This window comes from Phyllobacterium sp. K27 (assembly GCF_054796155.1).
The window spans coordinates 187,415-210,646 of the sequence record NZ_JBTWND010000003.1 but is presented as its reverse complement, the minus strand read 5'-3'; the positions used below and the strand labels follow the sequence as shown (position 1 = coordinate 210,646).

Sequence of the window (23,232 nt, the reverse complement as noted above, 5' to 3'; positions counted from 1 at the left end):
GGTGAGGTGAAGGAGCTGCCTTAGGATTATCGTAGCGCTGCGGACATTGCCGACAGGCAATTGATAATGCGTACCGCTGCCTCGACCGTCGGCGTGTGAAAACTGATCTCGTCGCCAGAAAGTCGGTTAAGATCAGGCCATTGGCAAAACAGATCAGCCAATGCTGGCGTCTGAACCCGGATATGCACCTGGATAGGCCCCGGTATGTTGAATGGCTGCGCTGCTTCCGGCCGGTTGAGCGCCTCTTTCATTCCGTTCCGGATCGCCTCGCGAGCATGAACCGGAGACAGGCTGGTTCCGCTGTTGCAGCCATGGGCGCGTTTGGTTTCCACGAAGACGGTGCGTGGGAAGAGGTCGCGATTTTCAGCAATGAATACGTCGTCGCCACTGGCCAGTATGACGGGAACGCCATACTCGCCGGCCAGAGCCCCGTAAATGCCTGCCTCGCCGAGTTCCATCCCGTTGAACGCGATACTGGCAAAGGCAAAGCTGTTGATGGTGTGGGCGAGAATGCCGCGACCATGCGCCCGCGAATGATATCCGATCAGGCACACGGCGCTCACGTCCTGTTCGATGCCCGCCATCATGCTCAGATAACGCGGCTTTCCCTGCACCACCAGGGCGCGGGGATCGAGCAGATCAGCAGGCATATTGCGGAAGGCTGAATGGGAATCATTGACCAGAACCTGTTTTGCACCCGCATCAAAGGCACCGGCAATGGCGGCATTGGCCTCCTGCGTCATTAAAAGGCGTGCGCGTTCATATTCACTATGGCCGGGGCGGGTCTGTTCGGTGTGATAGACGCCGGCAACGCCTTCTATATCGACGGAGATGAGAATTTTCACTGTGGTTGCTCCGGGTGAGTCGTTATGTAGTCGGACATCAGATCAAGAAATGCCTGCCTTCGGTGCCCCATGCGTCCAACCACCGTTTCAGCGTGCCACAGCGAATGAATGATCGCCTGTTCAACGCTATCGGCTACAGCCTGAAACAGCGGGTCAAGCAACGCCTCGTGCAGCATTGCGACATTCGGCATGGAACACGCTGGATCCTGCGGCAAGGTATAGGCGGTGGAGAAGGCAAGCGCGATATCCCCGCTGCCATGACCGAATACCGAGCCCGTGCGCGCCAATCCCGCGCCAGCGCGCATCGAAAGGCGGCGCAGCTGACGCGCGTCGAGGGGCGCATCGGTGGCGATGAGAAGAATGATGGAGCCCTTTTCCGGTTCGCCGGTTTCATTCGCGGAAGCGGCTGCCAACCTGTCAGCGAGGAGCGGACCGATTGGGCGGCCAGCGAGGATCAACTGTGACGGTCTTCCGAAATTCGACAAAACCAGCGCGCCGACAGTGTATTTTGAACCGTTTGCAATCAGCGCGTGGCGCGATGCACTGCCGATACCGCCCTTGAGGCCGAAACTCGACATGCCGCGTCCGGCACCTACCGAACCTTGTGAAAAAGCAGGGCCCGCTGCGGCACAGGCGCTGAGATAGTGCTCCTCGGTGACGGCCATCGCCTGAATGTCGTTCAGATAGAAGTCATTGCACTCGAAGACGAGCGGATTGACGGTCGGCAATTTTTGCCCGCATTGCGGATTGGCCGCAATGCATTGACGGATTTGCGCCTGCGCGACGCTCGGGACGCTAAAGGTGTTGGTAAGCGCGATGGGCGTTTCCAGAACGCCCAGCTCCGCCACCTGCATAAGACCGATGCTCTTACCAAAACCATTCAATATTGTAACCGCAGCCGGGACCCGATCGCGATAGATATCTCCCGAGTGTGGACGCACCACGGTTACACCGGTCTGGATCGGGCCTTCGGCCAGTGTCGCATGACCGACATGGATGCCCGCCACGTCTGTAATAGCATTGCGCGGGCCAGCGGCCAGCGCGCCAATATGTGGTGGAGTAATGGCGGACCCTTTCACATGGCCTCCTATGTACGGTCTATCTTGGGATCAAGCGCATCGCGCAGCCCGTCTCCGAGCAGATTGAAAGCCAACACGGTGAAGAAAATGGCGAGGCTGGGAAAGAGCGCCACATGCGGTGCATTGACCATGTCGGCACGGGCATCATTGAGCATGGCGCCCCATTCCGGCGTTGGAGGTTGCGCGCCCATGCCGAGGAAGGACAGGCTGGCAGCGGTGATGATGGAGGTGCCCAGACGCATTGTGAAATAGACAACAATAGAGGAGATCGTTCCAGGCAGGATGTGACGCACGAGAATGGTCCAGTCCGATGCGCCAATGCTCTTGACCGCCTCGATATAGGTCATGTGCTTGAGCACCAGCGTATTGCCGCGCACGAGGCGGGCAAAGGCCGGCACCGAGAACACCGACACAGCAACCACCACATTGATCATGGAACTGCCGAGAATGGCAACGACACCGATTGCCAGAAGAATGCCGGGAAAGGCGAACAATACGTCGGAAATCCGCATGACGATACGGTCCCACCAGCCCTCATAATAGCCTGCGAGCAATCCGAGCGTGGTGCCTATCAACCCGCCGAGAGCCACCGACAACAGGCCGGTTGCCAGCGAAATGCGCGCGCCCACCAGGATTCGGCTGAAGATATCGCGGCCGAGGGGGTCTACTCCGAGCCAATGCGACCAGGAAGGTCTGGCATTGATTTGATCGTAGTCGAAATAATTCTCTGCATCGTAAGGTGCAATCACCGGCGCGAACACCGCGACGACGACCAGCAACGCCACGAAGGCGAGTGCTCCGAGCGCCACCGGCTGTTTGCGGAACTTGCGCCAGAATTCGCTCCAGGGCGTGCGCACGGGTTCCGCTTCGGTTACGGCGGCGGGGTCGAGTGAAATGGTTTGCGTCATCGTCGGCTCACTTGTAGCGGATGGTTGGGTTGATGAGGCCGTAAAGCACATCCACGATGAGATTGATCAGGATGAATTCCAGCGAGAACAGAAGTACCAGCGCTTGGATCACGGGATAGTCACGCTGATTGACGGCATCGACGAGAAGGCGTCCGAGCCCTGGCCAGTTGAAGACAGCTTCGACAACGATTGACCCGCCAAGCAGGAAACCAAATTGCAGGCCCATCATGGTGACGACCGGGATCAACGCATTGCGCAGGCAATGCTTGGCGATGACGACGCGCTCGTTCAGACCTTTTGCCCGTGCGGTGCGTACGAAGTCTTCCTGGATCACATCGACAAAGGAGGCACGCGTGAAGCGCGCCATGACGGCAGCCACTGCCGCGCCTAGTGTCAGTGATGGCAGAATGTAGTTTTTCCAGCTATCGGCACCGACGGTGGGCAGCCAGCCGAGTTGAACAGAGAAAACCTGCATCAGAAGCATTCCCAGCGCAAAGGCTGGAAAAGAAATTCCCGATACCGCCAGCGTCATGCCGATCCGGTCCGGCCACTGGTTGCGATAGACTGCCGACATAATGCCGATACCCATACCGAAGGCTACAGCCCAGATCATGCTGGTCAAGGTGAGCAGCAGCGTCGGCATGAAACGCTCGGCGATCTCGGTTGAAACCGGACGGCGCGTGCGTATCGAATGGCCAAAATCGCCCTGCAACATATTGCCGAAATAGGTAATGAACTGTTCGGGCAAAGGCCGGTCCAGCCCCAATTCGCTGCGTACCAGCGCCACGGTCTGCTCGTCGGCGTCCTGTCCTGCCGCAAGCCGCGCCGGATCACCCGGAAGCATATGCACGAACAGGAATACGAGCACCGAAACAATCAACAGCGTGGGAAGCAAGCCAGTCAGCCGTTTCAGAAAATAATAGAGCATGGACCAACAACCGATCTGTACAATGAGTGGACAGGAGCCCGGCGCGCATCATCCAATCGATGCGCGCCAGGCAGTAGGATGACGTTACTCGGAAACGGCTATCTCGCTTGCCTCGATGTTGCCATCAGGCATTGCATAGACGCCGGACAGGCGCTTGGAGGTGGCGTAGAGATTTTTCTCTACAACCAGCGGGGCCCAAGGTGCGTCCTTCATGATTTCTTCCTGTGCCTTGCGGTACAAGTCAGTCTTCTCATCATCCTTGACCGATTTCAGCGCGTCGGCGATGTAACCATCGACGGTCTTGTTGCTGTAATAAGCCGTGTTGTTGAGCTTCGGCGGCCAGGCTTCAGTGGCCAGCAGCGGGCGCAGCGCCCAATCGGCCTCACCAGTCGAGGACGACCAGCCGGCATAGTACATGCGAACCTTGGCGGTCTGTGGGTCCGGCGCTGACTGAACCCATTCCGTCCGCTGGCCGGGCTCCAGGGCCTGAATCTGCACCTTGATGCCGACCTGAGCAAGCTGCTGCTGGAGGAACTGAATCGTTTTTTGCGAGGTTGTCGTGGTGTAGGCGCTCCAGATGAGGGATTCGAAACCATCGGGATAGCCAGCTTCCTTCAGAAGCTCCCGTGCCTTGGCCGGATCATAGGGCCAGGGGTCCATCTTATGGGCATAGAGAACGCCCTGCGGCACGATACCCTGCGCTGGCTCAGCAAAGCCATTAAAGGCCACTTTAGCAAGTGCTTCCTTGTTGATGGCGTAGTTGATCGCCTGGCGTACACGGATATCATCGAAAGGCTTGTGCAGCGTATTGAAGCTGAGATAGCGCTCGATAATCGAGGGGCCAACCGTCACGGTCAGCTTGTCATTGGCCTTCAATGCGTTGACCTGTTCATAGGGCAGGGGAAAGGCGAAATCGGCCTCTCCCGTCTGGAGCATGGCAGCGCGCGTATTGTTCTCAAGTACTGGCTTCCAGGTCACGTTGTCGACCTTCGGATAGCCTTCCTGCCAATAATCATCGAATTTCTTTACTTTGACAAAATCCGTCTGTTTCCATTCCACAAAGGTGAAGGGGCCGGTGCCGACGGGATGGAACGCGATATCCTTGTTGCCGTATTTGGCAAGTGCAGCCGGTGAGATAATTGCCGCTGAAGCGTGGGCCAACGAATTGATGAAGGGCCCGAAAGGCTCCTTCAGTGTGATGCGCAGTTCAAAGGGAGAAATCGCCTCCACCTTGTCAATGCGGTTGAACTGGTTGAAGCGGGCCAGCTTGTTTTCGGGGTTCATGACGCGTTCCAGCGTCACCTTGACGGCTTCCGCGTTGAAATGGGTACCGTCATGGAATTTGACGCCTTCCCGCAGCTTGAAGTTATAGACGAGGCCGTTATCGGAAACAGTGGAGCTTACGGCCAGGACCGGACGCACCTTCAGGTCTTTATCGAACTCGAACAGGCCCTGGTAGAACGACTTGGTGACAGCGGTGGTCAGGGTCGTATTGGTATTATAGGGATCAAGCGTTTCGGGTTGGCCGCCGATGGCCAAAACGACATTGCCCGCAGCAAGCGCCGGTCCGGCGCTGAGCGCTGTCAGGGCGAGAAGACCCAAGGCCAGTTTTCGGCCTCGGTAGAGTAGAGTTTTCATTGTATGGTTCCCTCTGTTGTTGATGGTTGAGTTTAGGTCAGAGTCCAAAGACGCCGACGGGGTGACGGGCGACGAAGTGGCCGGGGCCGATCTCCACGAGAGGCTCTACTCGCGGCTCGTCGCCAAGTGCACGCATTGGGCTGGGAAGCTCCTCCGCCATCAGCTCACGGCGCAGATGGCGGCGTGCCGGATCAGTAACCGGAACGGCTGCCATGAGCTTGCGCGTATAGGGATGCTGTGGATTTTCGAAGATCGCGCTGCGCGGCCCGATCTCGACGATCTGGCCAAGATACATGACCGCTACGCGATGGCTGATACGCTCGACGACCGCCATGTCGTGCGAAATAAACAGATAGGCGACGCCCAGTTCGCGCTGCAAATCGAGCATCAGATTGACAATCTGCGCCTGGATCGAGACATCCAGCGCCGAGACCGCCTCATCGGCAATCACCACTTTGGGATTGAGCGCCAGCGCGCGGGCAATGGCGATGCGCTGACGCTGGCCGCCGGAAAACTCATGGGGATAGCGTTGGGCATGGGAAGGCGGCAGGCCGACCTTCTCCAACAGCCATTCGACCCGCTCCCGGGCCTTGGAACCGCTGGCGATACCATGCACCAGAAGCGGCTCCATGATGGAGAAGCCAACCGTGACGCGCGGGTCGAGTGAAGCGAACGGGTCTTGAAAAATGAACTGGATGTTGCGTCGTAGTTCGCGCAATTGGTTTTTCGGCAAGTCGAGAACGTTGCGGCCGTCAAATTCAATCGCACCGCTCTGGCTGTTGACGAGACGAAGGAGCGAGCGGCCCGTGGTGGATTTGCCGCAGCCGGATTCTCCAACCAGCGACAGCGTTTCTCCGGGGTAAAGATCGAAACTGACACGTTCGACCGCATGAACCCGCCGCCTGACGCGATTGAAGAAACCGCCATGTATGTCAAAGCGCGTTACCAGATCTTTCACACGCAGGATCGGCGCTGCATCCGGCTTCACTGTATCTTGCGGTGACGCTTCCTCGGCGGGAGCATCGGTTTGCGTGTATAGTAGGTCGAACTTGCGCGGCAGGTCCATCCCTGTCATCGCGCCGAGCCGGGGCACAGCCGAAAGAAGTGCGCGGGTATAGGGGTGGTGCGGCGCTGAAAACACCGATTCAGAGGGACCTTCCTCCACTTTGTCGCCGCGGCGCATCACCAGAACGCGGTCCGCGACCTCGGCGACGACGCCCATATCGTGCGTGATAAACACCACGCCCATTTTCATCTCGTCCTGCAGGATGCGGATCAATTGCAGGATCTGCGCCTGAATGGTCACATCGAGCGCAGTCGTCGGTTCGTCGGCGATGAGCAGCGAAGGCTTGCAGGAGAGTGCCATTGCGATCATCACACGCTGGCGCATTCCACCCGAAAGCTGATGTGGATAACGACCGAGCACGTTGCGCGCCTCAGGAATGCGCACCAGGTCCAGCATGCGCAAGGCCTCGGCACGGGCCTGGCTGGTGTTCATGCCCTGATGCACCCGGATTGCCTCGGCGATCTGGTCGCCAGCGGTAAAAACCGGGTTGAGCGATGTCATCGGCTCCTGAAAGATCATGGCGATATCGGCACCGCGAATGGAACGCATCGTCGCATTCCCTGCCTGTGCCAAATCCAGAACTGCACCAGAACGACGGCGAAACAACATGCTTCCCGCATTGATGCGACCGCCGCCATGTTCCACGAGGCGCATCAGGGCGAGGGAGGTCACAGACTTGCCGGACCCGGATTCGCCGACGATCGCCAGGGTTTCGCCATGCGCGACGTTAAAGGAGAGATCCCGCACTGCGGTAACAGTGCGCTCCGATGTGGAAAAGCGCACCGACAGACCATTGACCTCCAGTACCTGTTCCGCAGCCAGAACAGACAGATTAACTGGAAGGGGGGCGGTTAAGCTTGCGGAAGACGACATGGATAATCCCACTCGATCAGGACGGGGAAGCATCGGAGGGATGCTCAAAGATTGCTGTATGGGGGACTTCGCCGACGCGGGCATAACCGCGATACATCCCCTCTGTGTTGAAGCGTAGCGAGACATTGCCTGCCGCATCGACCGCGACAAGGCCGCCACTCCCGCCGACGCCAGGCAGTCGCTCCATCACGATCTGACCCGCCGCTTCGTCCAGTGTCGCACCCCCATAGGCCATGCGTGCACAAAGATCATGGCTGGCAGCGATGCGGATGAACGCCTCGCCGGTGCCTGTGCACGATATCGCCGCAGTGCGATTATCGGCGTAGGTACCAGCACCGATCAGCGCCGAGTCACTGATGCGTCCCGGCCGTTTGTTGGTCATTCCGCCCGTGGAGGTGGCAGCTGCCAGATTGCCGTGAGCGTCGAGCGCGACAGCCCCCACCGTGCCGAACTTCTTGTCTTCATTGAGAGGCGCGCCGCCATCATGATCGAGAACGGTTGTTGTCGTGCCCTGGACACGGCGAAGCTGCTCGCGCCGGAACGCGGTGGAGAAATACTGTGGATCCACCATCTCCAGGCCTAATTCACGGGCGAGCTCTTCCGCGCCATTGCCGCTCATCAACACATGTTCGCCATGTTCCAACACCGCGCGCGCCGCAAGTATTGGGTTGCGTATATGGCTGACGCCAGCAACCGCGCCAGCGCGCAATGTTGCTCCGTCCATCACCGCAGCGTCGAGCTCATGGGTGGCGGTGCGTGTGAATACCGAACCGTGGCCGGCATTGAACAGCGGATTGTCCTCCAGCCGTCGGACCGCGATCCCGACCACGTCGAGAGCGGTCGCCCCATCGCTCAGCGCCTGCTGCGCTTCGACAAGAATTTGGGTGAGTGCTGCATGATAGGCCGCTTCCTGGGTCGGCTCGATAGCGGCGCGGGTGAGGGTGCCGGCGCCGCCATGAATGGCGATTACGGGTTGGATCAGGGTCATTTCAATTCCTCGCGGGATGGGGCAGCGCTGTCCCGCCCTTTGGCGGTCGGCCCTTCAGTGACGGGGCGCAATCTGCCGGAGTGGTTGCCATGAAACCAGGGAAGCACAGCTTCGGTGAGTTGCTCGGCAGCCTCGACCGATCGCCCCGAGGCGTGGGCAACGGCACTGCCAAGCGCCTCTATCAATGCCAGGGCGCAGGCATCTGAACTTGCGTGATACTGGCTGTCCGTATTTGCATAAAGCGCGATGCTCGACAGCGACGCGATGGGAGAATTGGCATTATCGGTCAGCGACAGAACGGCTGCACCTGCTTCATGGGCGCGCCGTGCCAGCAGCACTGTATCGGAAAAATAACGCGGAAAGGCGATCGGGATCACCAGATCATCGGGCCTCAAACGGTGAATGGCCCGCGCGGCATAGGACGATCCTTCCATACTGGCGAGCAATTGCACATTCTCGCAATGCAGTTCCAGACTACGCAAAAGCAGACCACCAAGCCAGCTGCTGCTGCCAAAGCCGAAGATGAACACGCGCCGCGCACCGAGAATGGCTTTGACGGCGCGCGCGCACTCCTGCTTGTCCAGCCCCTGACGTGTCCTTTCGATGTTGCCGGCCATATCGGCGAGCGCTGCGGTAAAGACATCACCCGCGTCGGCCGACTGGCCCAGCTTGCTGCGCAGCTTTTCTACCGGCGCCAGTGCAGTCTCGAACCCGAGTACAAGTGTCGAACGAAACTCCGCATACCCGTCAAAGTCGAGTGCCCGAGCAAAGCGGTTGGCGGTGGCAACCGAGACGCCGGTCACGGATGCCAGTTCATCGATGGGCATGGCGGCAACCCGCAACGGATGATCGAGTACATAATCGGCGATCTGGCGATGCGATGGCGAAAGCGCGGCGCGCGCAATGCGTTGCGCTATAGTGGGATTGCCGGGGAGCGTTGCCATCGATTTCCAGTTCCGCCTCGCATACGCCTGTTGTTCAAGCGTATGACCAATTATTTTCATTTTGAAAGTACAAACGATATTTTTTTATCATATGCAAGTGAGCTCGATCATTATCTGTGCATAAAGATTGGTATGATTACTATTTAGGCGGATAGTTTTGAGGTAGCTGAGGAGGCTGGCTTCGTCATTTTAAATGAATGGAATCAATGCCATATCGAGCGCCGGGCGGAGATGTATTGAAATCGCTCGGGTAAATTCCCTACGATGGCTCTGTCCCAGGATTCCCGGCAACCAGACATCGGTTTTTCGCTTGTCGTTTGGGTGTGTGCGGCGTACCTGATAGTCGTAACTTTCAGATGTAGCTTCGGAAACCGCTGGATGATTTTTGGTGAAACATCTCTTGATCATGCATTGGGAGCAATACTTGCCCACACTGTTCAGGCCGGGTCACTGAAGTTCCGAAAAGGCCATCTTCTTTGCAAGCAGGATATAGAGGACCTGCGCGCTGCGGGCATGGTCCATGTGACTGTTGCCCGTCTGGAAGAAGGCGATCTTGCCGAAAATGACGCTGCAAGCGAAATCTCGCAGGCTTTGCAATTTTCCGGCGCCTGTGCAGGACCGGCATCGATGGGGCGGGTGAACTTCTATGCGGATGAGCCAGGACTGGTTATCGTCAATGCGGATCTGATCAATGCCGTCAATTCGGTTGACAGCTCCGTGACGATAGCGACGGTCAAGCCATTCGAGCGCGTCAAAAAAGGCCAGATGATTGCGACCATCAAGATTATTCCTCTTGCCATCACCAAGGTGGTGATGGATGCGATCGCCGGTCTTGGTTCCGACGGAACTGCGTTCCGTGTGCAGAGCTTCACGGGCGGGCGCGTCGGTCTGATACAAACGACTCTGCCTTCACTCAAGATCACCGTGATGGACAAGACACGCCGAATGACGGAGCAACGCATCCTGGCAAATCGCGGCCTGCTGACCGATGAGCTGCGGCCGGCACATTTGGAGCGACCGCTTTCGCAAGCTATTCGCGAACTATATGAGTCCAACGATATTATACTTATTTTTGGAGCCTCGGCTGTGGCCGATAAAAGCGATGTCTTGCCATCGGCAATTATCGAGGCGGGTGGAACGGTTCACCACATCGGTATGCCGGTCGACCCCGGCAATTTGCTTGTTCTGGCAGAGCTTGGCGGAAAACCGGTTATTGGCGCTCCCGGATGTGCACGCAGCCCGAAAGAGAACGGCTTTGATTGGGTCCTTAACCGTCTCATGGCCGGTCTGCCGGTCGTCAGGCATGATATTGTCACCATGGGTGTCGGCGGCTTGCTGATGGAAATTCCGGCACGCCCGCAATTGCGCGATCCCCTTCCTGAAAAAGCACCCGCCCAGGTTGCTATCGCCCTGCTTGCCGCCGGCCAGTCGTCTCGCATGATGGGTGCAAACAAACTGCTCGCTACATTTGACGGCGTGCCGCTGATCCGCCGTTCTGCCATTGCTGCCATCGAAGCAGAGGGTAGTCCGGTGATTGCCGTGCTCGGTCATATGGCTGATCAATGCCGGGATGCACTGAAGGGGCTGGATGTCGTTATTGCCCACAATGGCGATTTTGCAAGCGGCCTTGCATCATCGCTGCAATGTGCAATTCGGCATGTGCCATCCATGGCCGAGGGAGTTCTGATCATGCTGGCTGATATGCCGGCTCTGTCGGCTGAACATCTGCAGCGATTGGTGCGGGAATTTCAAAATGCAGGCGGTCAATCCATTGTCAGGGCGACATTCGCTGGAAAGCGCGGCAACCCTGCCATTCTGCCGCGCGTTCTTTTTGACGAAGTATTCACATTGACGGGGGATGTCGGCGCGCGGCATCTGATCGAACGCGAAGACGTGCCAGTTATCGATGTGGAACTCGGCGAAGCCGCAGTTCTGGATGTCGATACGCGCGATGTGCTGCACGCTACAGGCGGGGTCCTCCCAACTCTATGACGGGCAGGCGGCGCCTGTGTTCGCCCACGCCTTTATCAACTCGCCGAATGCTTCCTGTGTTCCGGGGACCGGTTCACGACCATCGCCAGGCTTCCAGCCCCAACCAACCAGATCATCATGGGCCATGTGCTCCACTATTTCGTCGAGTGATTTGCCACCATTGCGTTGCGGATCCTTTATCTGCGCGCATATGGCTCCCAGAGATTTGCCTTCCCAGGCCATTTCGATCGGCGCCAGATGCCAGTTGGGATTGCCGGGAATGCTTTTGATGGTTTCCGCCTGACCGATGACCGGCGCATTTTCCAAGCCATGGCAGGTGGTGCACATCATTCCCGGCACGCCCATACCGGCTTCACCGCGGGTAACCGGCGGTTGATGCGGCTGCATGGAAGTGTTTTGCAGTGGTCGGTCAGTTGCCGGGTGGCAATTGACGCATCGCGGATGCTGAATGACCTTGCCAGCCTCTTCAAACAGTGCAACCGAGCGTTGCTTCTCGTCGGAGATTGATTGAAAGGACGATGCCGGTTTCAAATCGGCGGATGCGGGTGCCGGTTTATCCTGTGCAAATGAAATGGAAACAGCGATGACCGCATTGATAACAAGGCACACAGATATCGATGTGAACGTAAGATTGCGTATCATTCGGCGTCCCCTTAAGCGGAAAGAACATTGACGATTGGCAAACGCCGAACCGGGCTGTTGGTCAGCCGCCGCCATGCATTGGCGACTGCCGGACCCACAGGCGGAACGCCGGGTTCCCCGACGCCCGTCGGTGGCTCACCGGAGGGAATGATCGCAACGTCGACAGCCGGCATTTCATTGATGCGCAAGGAGCGGTAGTCGTGAAAGTTCGACTGGATGATCTTGCCACCCTGGCCGAGGGTAACGGCATCGAACAGGATGGCACCGAGGCCGTATCCAATGCCGCCCTCCATCTGAGCCTTGATGACATTGGGATTGATAGCAATACCGCAGTCAACGGCGCACCATACTTTGTGCACCCGGGGGGCACCCTCTTCTCCGACGGACACTTCGACGATCTGGGCCACATAGCTGCCGAAACTCTTGACGACGGCGACGCCGCGCTGGCGTCCGTCCGCAACAGGAGAGCCCCAATCGGCCATTTCCGCGACCTTCTTCAAGGTCGCCATGTGCCGGGGTTCCTTTTCAAGAAGTGCCAATCGCCCTTCGACAGGATCCTTGCCGATCCTCTCAAGCAATTCATCAACAAATGTTTCGACGGCAAACCCGGTATGGGTATGGCCGACCGAGCGCCACCAAAGCGGTGGCACCACCAGCGTGGTGTTATGCGACATGACACGCAGGTTGGGTATATCATAGGGCAGGTTGGATGCCCCCTCGACCGATGTCTCGTCGAGATCCGCTTTGGCCATGATTGATTGACCGACGATCGTCTGATCCCATCCGACAATTCTGCCGTCAGTATCCACAGCACCGCGCATCTTGTGGACATACATAGGTCGGTAGAAACCGCCGCGAATATCGTCTTCGCGTGTCCACATATGTTTGAGCGGGCGGCTGCCATCAGTGGCTCCGAAGACGGTTGCAGCCTCTTGCATATAAGGAGAGCCGAACTGGGCTTTCCGGCCGAAGCTGCCGCCGGTAATCTGGGTGTTTATCCGAACTTGTTCCGGGTCCAGTCCAAGAACCTTCGCAGCTGTAGTCTTGTCCATTCCCGGAAACTGCGCACCGGTATAGATATCGACAGAACCATCAGCAGCTTTGATGAATACGGCATCGAGCGGTTCCATCGGGGCATGTGCAAGGAAGGGGAAAGCAAGCACGGCTTCCATGCTTTGCACGCCTTGGTCGGCAAAGGCCTTATCGACATCACCATTATTGGTCGCCTGAAGACCCTTTTCGGCAAAAAGTTTTTCATAATCCGCAGTCAGCTGGTCACTGGAGCGGGTCTCTGCCTGGGTAAGGTCCCATTCGATCTTGAGCGCCGCACGGCCCTTGAGTGCCGCAAAGGTATTGTCCGCATAGACAGCAACACCCTGAGGAATCTGCTTGATGTCAACGACGCCCTGCACTTTCCGGGCTTGCGTATCATCAAATGATTTTACCGTTGCTCCGAAATGGTCCGGATGGGCCACTGTCGCATACAACATGTTGTCAGCACTTACATCCAGCGTAAAAACGGCCTTGCCGTTGGTCTTGCTGACTGTATCGAGCTTCGGAAGCTCCTGTCCGATAAGGACAAAGTCCTTCGGGTCCTTCAACCTGGGTTCGGCAGGCGGCGTTTGGGTTGCAGCTTTGCTGGCGAATGCGCCAAAACCACTTTCCCTGGACGAGGCTGCATGTTTGATCCGGCCTTTCTCGACCGTGATCTCGCCGGCAGGGACCTTCCATTCATCCGCTGCGGCGGCGACCAGCATGGCACGTGCCGTGGCGCCAGCCTTGCGAAGCTGCTCGTAGGAATTGGCAATTGACGTGGAACCACCTGTGCCCTGTATGCCAAACATGAGGTTGGCATAGACCTTGTCATCCGCCGGGGAGTGCACGGCCCGCATCTGGCTCCAATCGGCGTCGAGCTCTTCTGCCACTATGGTAGCAAGACCAGTGAACGGACCCTGACCGAACTCGATATGCTTGGACAAAACCGTCACTGTATCGTCGGTGCCGATTTTGACGAATGCATTCATTGGCGACAATGCGCCATCGCCGCCTGCCTGAACGCCTTGTGATGCATTGGCGGAGAAGATTCTCGGGGCAAGGACAAAGCCTATGATGAGGCCAGCGCCTGCCAGAAACGAGCGGCGTGTGCTTGTAATCGAGTGCAATGTCATGGCCTTAACCTTCCATCGTATCGGCGGCGTTGTGGATCGCCTGCCGGATGCGGTGATAGGTGGCGCAGCGACAGATATTGCCCGCCATAGCGCCGTCGATATCTTCATCAGTCGGCTTGGGTGTCATTTGCAGCAGCGACACGGCAGACATGATCTGCCCGGATTGACAGTAGCCGCACTGGGGCACATCGATTGCAACCCAGGCTTTCTGGATGGCCTCGGCCTCCTTGCCTTCGATGCCCTCGATTGTAACAACCTCTGATCCTTCAACGGTTGCAATCGGTGTAATGCAACTGCGGCGCGTCGTGCCGTCCAGATGAACAGTGCAGGCGCCGCATTGAGCTATGCCGCAACCATATTTTGTACCGGTGAGATTTTCGAAATCGCGCAGGACCCAAAGTAACGGAGTGTCGGGATCTCCGTCGAAAGTTCGTTCCTGGCCGTTCAGTTTGAAGGTGATCATTTGGATATTCCGCATCTGGCTGCGCACGCGAATGGTGCTGGCTTGATCAGGGAGCAATGATTGGGCGAGCCTAGCATAAAAAGTCGATCCGCCAATTCATTTCGGCGTGAACGGCCAATTTTTCCCGGCACAAATCCTTCCCATTTGCCTCCAAATCCTGTGTGCCTGACCCAGAATTAGCTGAAGTTTTCGCAACTGGTATAAATGGACAAGCCAGTCTACAAGTGAATCACTTATGACATTTTCGGTCGCGATAGGTATGAAAATTCAACTGGACGAAGCGGGCATGATGCGAACGAAGCCGGACCGGTCAGTCCTTCTGTTCAACATCGATACGCGTCCTCTCTCCCAGAAAAAGGCACTGGAATTCTGGGAAGAATCGGCCGGTTCCCTCTACGATTTTTACATTACTGAACCGAACAGATTCTTCACCCACGGTTGTACGTTCCGCTTCGGGGACATCCTGTTGACTTACTGCGCGAGTGTAGGGCAGAAGCTCAGCCGCTCCAGCTATCGCATTGGTACGGACGGTTTTGATCACTTCGAAGTGCAATTCTTTATGGAAGGCCTGTGGCGGCGACAGGATGGTCTTCTGGAAGCGCAGGCCGGAGCGGGAGATCTGATCGTTCACGATACAGCACAGGCTCATGCAGGGGCCGCGTCAGATTTTTCCAACATCACCCTCTTCGTGCCCCGCCCCTTGCTCGCACCATTATTGAACCGGCCGGACGAGCAGAACATGCGGGTTATAGATGGCCGTGATCCTCTGGTAAGCCTGCTTCGCAATCACATCAACAATCTGTTCCGCGCTCTGCCTGTGCTTGATGCGATGCAAGCTGCATCAATGGTTTCTCCCACGGTAGAACTCATTGCCGCCACTCTCAATGGCGCCCCGCGAGAAGATGTCTCACGCGGTATTGCCGCTGCGCAGTTCAATGACATCTGCCGGTATATCGATGCGCATGTCCTGGAGCCGGATATCTCGCCGGAACGGCTAGCCGGCTTGTTCGGCATATCGCTCCGCAAACTTGCATATCTTTTTTCCGCAGAAGGTGGGGTTGCTTCTTATATTCAAAGACGACGTCTTCATCTGGCCCGCCAGGCGCTCCGCGACAGGGGACAGGCCCACAAGTCGATTGCCGATATCAGTCAGCAGCATGGCTTTCCCTACGCACAGAATTTTACGCGTGCCTTCTATCGTGCCTATGGCATGACGCCTCGCGAAGCCCGTGCTGTCGCCCAGAGAAGCTGGCTCGCCGGAGCAAGCGAATCGCTCAGCTGGTTCCATCGAGCCTCTCGTTGGGGACTATGACAGGAATGGCTGGTTTGCGTGACGGGAGCATTCTGGCCGGTGAATTATGCGCATCCTGATAGATTGAATGATCGCGCTGCACCAAGCTCTATCTTCCTCTCGATATTTTGTTTTCCTTGCCCCACCAATAATACGGCTGGCGTTTCCGTCCCTGCCTTTCAGCAGGCCACGGTGATTGCTGTGTGACCAAAGAGCTTTTCGCAAAGTAGAGCAACGGGGATGAGTAGGTGGGAGCGGGGAGAAATACTGTCGGGACTGGTGGGAGGGGCGCATCTCGTGTGCATGGGTACATTTCTTCCCCCAGACGTCAGCACAGCCGAAACGACTTCGAGCTCTCGGAAAGACTATCACTTCATTCAATTCCCATTCACCTCGACATCGGAGTACGACACCGTGAGAACATTCCTCCTTTCCACCACTATTGTACTGAGCGCGTCGATGGCAATGGCCGCCGATGTAACCCTCGACAACTCTGCGCCGCCCCCGATTTCAGAAGCGTCCTTTACCTGGTCCGGCGCATATATCGGGGTTCAGGGCGGAGGTGGCTGGGCCAACGGTGAGTTCTCCGGTTTTGGCATCAACGGATCCGAAGACGCCAATGGGGGCACGCTCGGCGGCTTCGCTGGTTATAATTATCAGTTCGATAATCATCTGGTGGTCGGCATCGAAGCCGACCTGGAATACAATTGGAATGAGCAGCAAGTTTTCGGCGCTGATTTCGGTACCGATTGGGCTGGATCGGTGCGCGGCCGTGTCGGTTATGCCTTCGATCAGGCGCTGATCTATGCCGCGGCCGGCTGGGCAACAACACGCGGTTATGTGGAGGTGCCGGGCCTTGGCAAGGAGGAAAAGACCTTCAACGGCTACACGATCGGTGCCGGTCTGGACTACGCGTTCACCAACCAGATCTTTGGTCGTGTTGATTACCGTTATAATGACTATGGAGACAAGGATATTCAGGGCATCAATGTCGATGTCGACCAACACGCGGTCAAGGTTGGCCTGGGCGTCAAATTCTAGTTCCCGGCGGCACAAGCAAGATGATCAACCCTGTATTCAAATGTACCGCTGCGGCCAAGCGTTCCTGGCCGCTTCTGGCAACCACCGCTCTTGTGTCCTGCCTTGCCGGGTTGGCAACCACCGTTTCCGCACAGGCACAAAGTGTCATGACGTCGGGAGACGTAAATCCCTCGCCCGCGACATCACCCGTCTGGAATGTTGGGGGTGTTCTCAATGTCGGCGATTCCGGTGCCGGAGCGCTGACGGTGGAAGGCGGGGGGATTGTCACCAGCACGTACGGCCAGATTGGCGTCCAGGCCGGTGGCGAGGGTACGGTGACGGTGAGGGGCTCTGGCTCGGGCTGGTTGAGTAACAGCAGCATATATGTAGGCTTTTTCGGAACAGGCACGCTTAATATCGAGGATGGCGGCGTCGTCAGCAACGTCCAAAGCGGATATATCGGCAATAATCCAGGCTCAACTGGCGCGGTGACAGTGACCGGGGCCGGATCGACCTGGGAAAATACCAATTATCTCTCCGTAGGATATATGGGAAGTGGTGCACTCAATATTGCGAATGGCGGTAAGGTCACAAACAATTTTGGCTATATAGGTGCGAACCTAGGCTCCATCGGAAAGGTGTCCGTATCCGGTAGCGGCTCTCATTGGGAAAATAGTGGCGGGCTGGTTATCGGCCAAGTGGCTGAAGGTACATTATCAATTGAGGATGGCGGTGTTGTCAGCAACACGACAGGTGATATCGGCTTCAGCCCGGGCTCGATTGGCAAGGTAACGGTGACCGGCGACGATTCAGCGTGGACAAACGACAAATTTCTTGTTGTCGGCAATTACGGGACTGGCACACTGACCGTCGCGCAGGGCGGTACAGTCAGCAGTGAGGGCGGCAGCATCGGTGTTCAGGCCGGTTCCACTGGCACGGTGACGGTGAAGGATGCCGGCTCGGCATGGACCATGGTCGACGATCTCGTAATCGGCAGTGGTGGCATGGGCACGCTGTCTGTCGAGGCAGGTGGCACGGTCAATAATGGATTCGGTTATGTTGGTACAGGTGCCGGTGCCGAAGGGCATGTCAACGTCACTGGCGCTGGTTCACAATGGACCAGCGCGCATAGTCTTTTTGTTGGAGATGCTGGAGGCAGTGGCGCGCTTCTGATCGAAGATGGTGGCACAGTCACCAATGGCTACGGGGTCATCGGCAGCGGTACCGGCACTGGCACCAATGGTGCAGTCGTTGTGACTGGCGAAAACTCCATGTGGTCCAATTTGGGTGACCTCAATCTTGGCAACTCAGGCACGGGGACGCTATTAATCGAGCAGGGCGGAACAGTGGTTACCGGTAGAGCCGGTTTTGTCGGCTACGGTACTGATGGCTTTGGCAAAGTAACAGTTTCAGGAGAGGGAACATCGTGGTCCAGTTCTCTGGACGTTTTCGTCGGCGTTTTTGGCAAGGGTGAGCTGGAGATAAAGGGCGGCAGCAGTGTATCCAGCTTCGATGGGATTGTGGGCGACTTTGCCGGCTCAAACGGCACGGTGAATGTCAATGGTGTTGGTTCGTCCTGGACCATGAGAAATGTGCTCGAGGTCGGCAATACCGGAGAAGGTACACTGAACATTGAGGATGGCGGTGTGATCACCAGTGTGGTGGGCTGGATCGGGGACAATCCCGGCTCTTCCGGAACGGTGATGGTGATGGGTACAGGCTCCGCCTGGACGATCGGGCACAGCCTTGGTGTCGGTTATATGGGTGCTGCCAATCTGACCGTTGCCAATGGTGGCAGAGTCGGGAGTGGGGCTGGTTATATCGGAGCCAGTGCAGGCTCTGCCGGTACGGTAGCGGTGACAGGCGCGGGTTCGTTCTGGTCCAATTCCGGTAATCTCTATCTCGGTCTTTCAGGCGCCGGCACGCTCACCGTCTCGAACAGCGGTACGGTTTCGGCATCGCAGATTACGATCGCCGCCAATCCTGGCAGCACAGGTACATTGAATATCGGTGCCGCTGCTGGTCAGCCGGCGATTGCCGGTGGTACGCTGAACACGTCCGAAGTCCGGTTTGGAGCTGGCGACGGCACACTGCACTTCAATCATACCGGAACCGACTACGAATTTGCGCCTGCGATTATCGGTTCAGGCCCGGTCAGCGTGAGTGCTGGCACGACACGGCTTTTGGCAGATAGTTCGAGCTTTGCCGGACCTGTGTCGATTGCGGGCGGTCACCTGCTGGTCGATGGCAGCCTAGGTAATGATACCAGCGCGGTCAGCGTCACCCAGGGTGGTCGGCTGGGCGGTATGGGCGCAATTGGCGGGGCAGTGACAATCGCAGATGGCACCCTGATTGGCGTTCAGGGCCAGACTTTGTCGATGGACAGCCTGACGCTCAGCAACAACTCGACCGTCGATGTGACCCTCGGCACTTCGGGCGATAGCGGACTTTTCAATGTGACCGGCGACCTGACGCTGGATGGGACACTTACCATCACCGACGCTGGTGGCTTCGGGGCCGGCGTCTATCGGCTGATCGACTATGGCGGCGTGTTTGTAGATCGCGGCCTTTCCATTGGCGCAACGCCAGATGGTGTTAGTGCCAACGATGTTTTGATCCAGACTGCCGCTGCCGGCTCTGTCAATCTGGTCTCGACGGCGGGGGCAGAGCTTGGCTTCTGGGATGGCGGCAACACCGCGCTGCATGACAATGGCAGCGTCGATGGCGGTGCCGGAACCTGGCGTGAAGACGGGCGCAACTGGACGGGCATGGATGGAAGCTTGAATGGTTCGTTCCGGCCGAAGCCGACCTTTGCGATCTTTCAGGGCGCGACCGGCACGGTGACCGTGGACGCCAGTGCCGGGCCCATCAGCGCAACCGGCATGCAGTTCGTGACCGACGGATACCGCATCGAAGGAGATGCGATCGCACTGGCCGGGGCAGGCAGCGAAAGTATCATCCGTGTCGGCGATGGTACGCAGCAGGGTAATGGTGTCTCAGCCACGATCGCGGCGGGCCTTACTGGAAATGGCAGGCTTGTCAAAACAGATAACGGTACGCTGATCCTGTCGGGTGACAACAGCTATACCGGCGGCACGGAATTGCGCGGTGGAACGCTTGAGATTGCCTCAGATAGCGCGTTCGGGGCGGCACATAGCGATATTGTCTTTTCCGGGGGCGTTCTATCCAGCACCGCCGACCTGACAAGCGCCCGCAATATCTCGATCACGGGTTCATCCAATGCCGCCTTTGTTGTTTCGCAGGATACAAAGGCAAGTTTCTCGGGTTCGATCACGGGCATGACCGATCTGGTCAAATCGGGAAAGGGCACCCTGGTGCTCACCGGCACCAATGACTATCGCGAGACGATTGTTCGTGAAGGAACGCTCATCGGCAATGCAGGCTCGATCAGGGGCAATCTTGCCAATGCCGCGACAGCGGTCTTTAACCAAAGCTCTGATGCCCGTTTCGCCGGGGATATAGGCGGGCTTTTGGGCGCGAGCGGTCAAATGATCAAGCGTGGTTCCGGAACCCTGACGCTTGATGGGGTCTCGGCACTTGACTGGAGCATTGAAGAAGGCGGAATTGTTTCCGCCGCTGACCGCTTCGGCGGCGATCTGGATCTTGCCGCAGGCTCCCGCTTTACCTTCGACCAGAGCTATGACGGGGCCTACCATGGTACGATCTCGGGAACGGGCAATCTCAACCTTACTGGCGGTGGCAGGATAGAACTGAGCGGCGATAATTTCGGGTTTGCCGGGATGACGGAAGTCACCAATACAACACTGATCGTCAACGAAGACCTTGGTGGTTCGGCACTCATCGGCGCTGAGGGCCGGTTGCAGGGTTCCGGCAAGATCGGCTCGGGCGCAGGATCAAGGGTGACGCTGGCGTCCGGCTCCACATTGGCACCGGGCAATTCCATCGGTGCTATGACGGTTGATGGCGATCTCATTCTTGAGGCCGGGTCGCGCTACGAGGTGGAGGTTGCGCCCGGCGGACCGGAGAGCGATCTGATCAAGGTGACCGGATCGGCCACGCTGGAAGGCGGCACTGTCGCCCATATCGGAATGACCGGCACCTATGACCCAGCCAGGACCTATACAATCCTGAGTGCTGGTGATGGAGTGCGTGGCGTCTTTGGCGATGTTACATCTGACTTTGCCTTTCTTGACCCGACACTCGGCTACAGCGGGCAAGACGTGACACTGACGCTCGCCCGCAATGACATCGCCTTTGTGCAAGCCGCCGAGACACGCAACCAGAGGGCTGCTGCCCAAGGACTCGACAGCCTGAGCATCGGCAACGATCTTTATGACAAAGTCGTCCAACTCGATGAAATCACCGCCCGTTCGGCGTTCGACCAGCTTTCCGGCGAGATACATGCTTCAGTTATGACGGGCCTGATCGAGGATTCCCGTCACATCCGCAATACTGCCAATGATCGATTGCGCACGGTCTTCGAGGGTGTCGGCGTTTCAGCCACGTCACGCCCGGTGCTGGCCCCCAGCCTTCCCGCCGCAGCTTTTTGGGGAACCGGGTTCGGCTCTTGGGGAGCGACCGACAGTGACGGCAATGCTGCCGCTCTTGATCGTTCGACCGGCGGGTTTGTCGGTGGTCTTGACGGCATGATAACCGATACATGGCGGCTCGGACTTCTGGCGGGCTACAGCCATTCCTCCTTCACTGCCGATAATCGCGCCTCGTCCGCTTCCAGCGACAACTACCATGTCGGGCTTTACGCCGGTTCCAGATGGGCCGACTTAAGCTTCCGTTCCGGCCTCGCCTATAGCTGGCATGATATCGACACCAGCCGTGCCGTTGGCTTTACCGGATTTGCCGACCGCCCTTCTGCAACATATAGCGCTGACACCTTCCAGGCCTTCGGCGAACTCGCGTATGGCATTGATGCGCAGGTCGCCCGGCTGGAGCCATTCGTCAATCTAGCCCATGTGCGAGTTGATACTGACAACTATCGAGAAAAGGGTGGGGCAGCCGCTCTCACCGCGTCCGGGCAGGCAACCGATACGACCTTTACCACAATAGGCCTTCGTACCGAGAGGAATGTGAAGGTCGGCGATATGCGCATCAGCCTCACCGGCATGCTCGGCTGGCGGCATGCCTTTGGCGATAAAACGCCCACCGCCAGCCATGCCTTCGTCGGTTCCGACGCGTTCACTGTCGCAGGCAATCCCATCTCACGGGATGCTCTTGTCCTTGATGCTGGCGTCGGACTCGACCTCACATCTGAGGCGCGTCTTGCCATCTCCTACCAGGGGCAGTTCGGTAACGGCGCGCGCGATCACGGGTTCAATGCAAAATTCGGTATCAGATTCTAATCGTCCGGCATTGAGTATGCAGTCCAGATTCTTCCAACCATAAACAAGTGCACGTCGCTATCAGTTGCGCTTGCCGCAGTATAAGAAGCCTTTGAGTCGTGAGTCCTGTGTTGCGATGACAGCAACGCAGTGTTGCGTCATGGGTGGCTGGAAGAGGAAGGTAAACTCTTCATATTAGCGCAAAGAGTAAATGGGGCAGAAATTGGGAGAGCTACGTGACGGGGTATAATGTTTTTGCGATGCGACATATTTGGTTGCATGCGTTCGTACTGGGTATCATTCTTGTTTCGGAATTGATCGGGATCCAGAAAGTTTCAATCGGTATCGGTGCGGTTATTTTTCTGCCAATGCTCTATGCATTTACGCTGGGCGTGGTGCTCAATCCGAATATTCTGAAGGCAACCGGCAAAGTACTGAAGTCAGATTCGGTCAAACTGTCCGGCACGATGATCACCATTGCCATTATGCCATTCATCGCGAAATTCGGCACCACTGTCGGGCCGCAGATCGAAAAGATCATTGCCGCCGGTCCGGCGCTTATTTTGCAGGAACTGGGCAATCTGGGAACCATCGCGGTGGCGTTTCCCATAGCGGTATTTGTGTTGCGCATGGGCCGCGAGACGGTTGGCGCGACCTATTCAATTGACCGCGAGCCCAATCTGGCGCTGATCGCTGACAAATTTGGCCTTGATAGTCCGGAAGGCGCCGGAGCGATGGGCGTTTATGCAACCGGAACGCTGATCGGCACATTCATTTTCGCACTGCTGCCACCCATTGTGCACAGTTTTGGTCTGTTCGATTTCCGTGCGCTTGCCATGTCTTGCGGCGTTGGCTCGGGCAGTATGCTTGCTGCTTGTACCGGCGGTCTTGTCGGTGCGGTGCCTGAGCAGAAGGATCTGATCCTTGCACTGGCTGCGGCGAGTAACATTCTGACTTATGCAACGGGTCTTTATGTGGGCGTGTTCGTGGCATTGCCGCTGACGGAATGGCTCTACAAAAAATGCCGTCCCGAAGCCTATCGTGATGCGGCTTGAGGAAGGGGACAAAA

General features: G+C 57.5%; 16 protein-coding genes. 5 read left to right on the top strand and 11 right to left on the bottom strand.

Annotated elements, in window-relative coordinates:
* Window positions 1-26 precede the first annotated feature (26 nt).
* The 8 genes from ACYJL1_RS18765 to ACYJL1_RS18730 form a co-directional block, all read right to left on the bottom strand.
* Window positions 27-845, bottom strand: a complete 819-nt coding sequence (locus ACYJL1_RS18765; protein WP_460898451.1) for a M55 family metallopeptidase — start codon at window positions 843-845, stop codon at window positions 27-29.
* Complete coding sequence (locus tag ACYJL1_RS18760) at window positions 842-1,924, bottom strand: DmpA family aminopeptidase (RefSeq protein WP_460898450.1); 1,083 nt, start codon at window positions 1,922-1,924, stop codon at window positions 842-844. The genes ACYJL1_RS18765 and ACYJL1_RS18760 overlap by 4 nt, the downstream gene beginning before the upstream one ends.
* An 8-nt stretch (window positions 1,925-1,932) precedes the next feature.
* Window positions 1,933-2,832, bottom strand: a complete 900-nt coding sequence (gene gsiD / locus ACYJL1_RS18755; RefSeq protein ID WP_460898449.1) for a glutathione ABC transporter permease GsiD — start codon at window positions 2,830-2,832, stop codon at window positions 1,933-1,935.
* Window positions 2,833-2,839: 7 nt separating this feature from the next.
* Window positions 2,840-3,760: a glutathione ABC transporter permease GsiC gene (gene gsiC / locus ACYJL1_RS18750; RefSeq protein WP_460898448.1), complete on the bottom strand. Its 921-nt coding sequence runs from the start codon at window positions 3,758-3,760 to the stop codon at window positions 2,840-2,842.
* Between the two features lie 84 nt (window positions 3,761-3,844).
* The gene (gsiB, locus tag ACYJL1_RS18745) at window positions 3,845-5,398 is read right to left on the bottom strand and encodes a glutathione ABC transporter substrate-binding protein GsiB (protein WP_460898447.1); all 1,554 of its coding nucleotides are present in this window, start codon (window positions 5,396-5,398) and stop codon (window positions 3,845-3,847) included.
* Between the two features lie 37 nt (window positions 5,399-5,435).
* Window positions 5,436-7,337 (bottom strand): dipeptide ABC transporter ATP-binding protein, encoded by a 1,902-nt coding sequence (locus ACYJL1_RS18740; RefSeq protein ID WP_460898446.1) that lies wholly within the window; start codon window positions 7,335-7,337, stop codon window positions 5,436-5,438.
* Window positions 7,338-7,353: 16 nt separating this feature from the next.
* Window positions 7,354-8,325, bottom strand: coding sequence for an isoaspartyl peptidase/L-asparaginase family protein (locus tag ACYJL1_RS18735; protein ID WP_460898445.1), 972 nt, complete (start codon window positions 8,323-8,325; stop codon window positions 7,354-7,356).
* Window positions 8,322-9,269 carry a MurR/RpiR family transcriptional regulator gene (locus tag ACYJL1_RS18730; RefSeq protein WP_460898444.1) on the bottom strand — a complete coding sequence of 316 codons (948 nt, stop codon included), beginning with the start codon at window positions 9,267-9,269 and terminating at the stop codon, window positions 8,322-8,324. Before ACYJL1_RS18730 ends, ACYJL1_RS18735 begins: the two co-directional genes overlap by 4 nt.
* Window positions 9,270-9,647: 378 nt before the next feature.
* On the opposite strand from ACYJL1_RS18730, the gene ACYJL1_RS18725 reads away from it, so the two are divergent.
* Window positions 9,648-11,261: an NTP transferase domain-containing protein gene (locus ACYJL1_RS18725; protein ID WP_460898443.1), complete on the top strand. Its 1,614-nt coding sequence runs from the start codon at window positions 9,648-9,650 to the stop codon at window positions 11,259-11,261.
* Here the strand turns inward: ACYJL1_RS18725 and ACYJL1_RS18720 are convergent.
* The 3 genes from ACYJL1_RS18720 to ACYJL1_RS18710 are packed head-to-tail and all read right to left on the bottom strand — an operon-like array spanning window position 11,256 to window position 14,534.
* On the bottom strand, window positions 11,256-11,903 hold the full coding sequence (locus tag ACYJL1_RS18720; protein ID WP_460898442.1) for an Isoquinoline 1-oxidoreductase subunit: 648 nt from the start codon (window positions 11,901-11,903) through the stop codon (window positions 11,256-11,258). The two genes, ACYJL1_RS18725 and ACYJL1_RS18720, sit on opposite strands and share 6 nt — an antisense overlap.
* 11 nt (window positions 11,904-11,914) lie before the next feature.
* On the bottom strand, window positions 11,915-14,071 hold the full coding sequence (locus tag ACYJL1_RS18715) for a xanthine dehydrogenase family protein molybdopterin-binding subunit (protein WP_460898441.1): 2,157 nt from the start codon (window positions 14,069-14,071) through the stop codon (window positions 11,915-11,917).
* 4 nt (window positions 14,072-14,075) lie between these two features.
* On the bottom strand, window positions 14,076-14,534 hold the full coding sequence (locus ACYJL1_RS18710) for a (2Fe-2S)-binding protein (protein ID WP_460898440.1): 459 nt from the start codon (window positions 14,532-14,534) through the stop codon (window positions 14,076-14,078).
* Between the two features lie 259 nt (window positions 14,535-14,793).
* Between ACYJL1_RS18710 and ACYJL1_RS18705 the strand changes: the two genes are divergently transcribed.
* From ACYJL1_RS18705 to ACYJL1_RS18690, 4 genes are all read left to right on the top strand, one after another.
* Window positions 14,794-15,846: a helix-turn-helix domain-containing protein gene (locus tag ACYJL1_RS18705; protein ID WP_460898439.1), complete on the top strand. Its 1,053-nt coding sequence runs from the start codon at window positions 14,794-14,796 to the stop codon at window positions 15,844-15,846.
* Between the two features lie 438 nt (window positions 15,847-16,284).
* Window positions 16,285-16,866: an outer membrane protein gene (locus ACYJL1_RS18700; RefSeq protein WP_460898438.1), complete on the top strand. Its 582-nt coding sequence runs from the start codon at window positions 16,285-16,287 to the stop codon at window positions 16,864-16,866.
* A gap of 20 nt (window positions 16,867-16,886) precedes the next feature.
* Complete coding sequence (locus ACYJL1_RS18695) at window positions 16,887-22,184, top strand: autotransporter domain-containing protein (protein WP_460898437.1); 5,298 nt, start codon at window positions 16,887-16,889, stop codon at window positions 22,182-22,184.
* Window positions 22,185-22,423: 239 nt separating this feature from the next.
* Entirely contained in the window at window positions 22,424-23,218 is a 795-nt protein-coding gene (locus ACYJL1_RS18690; protein WP_460899158.1) for a DUF3100 domain-containing protein, read from the top strand.
* Window positions 23,219-23,232: the final 14 nt, after the last annotated feature.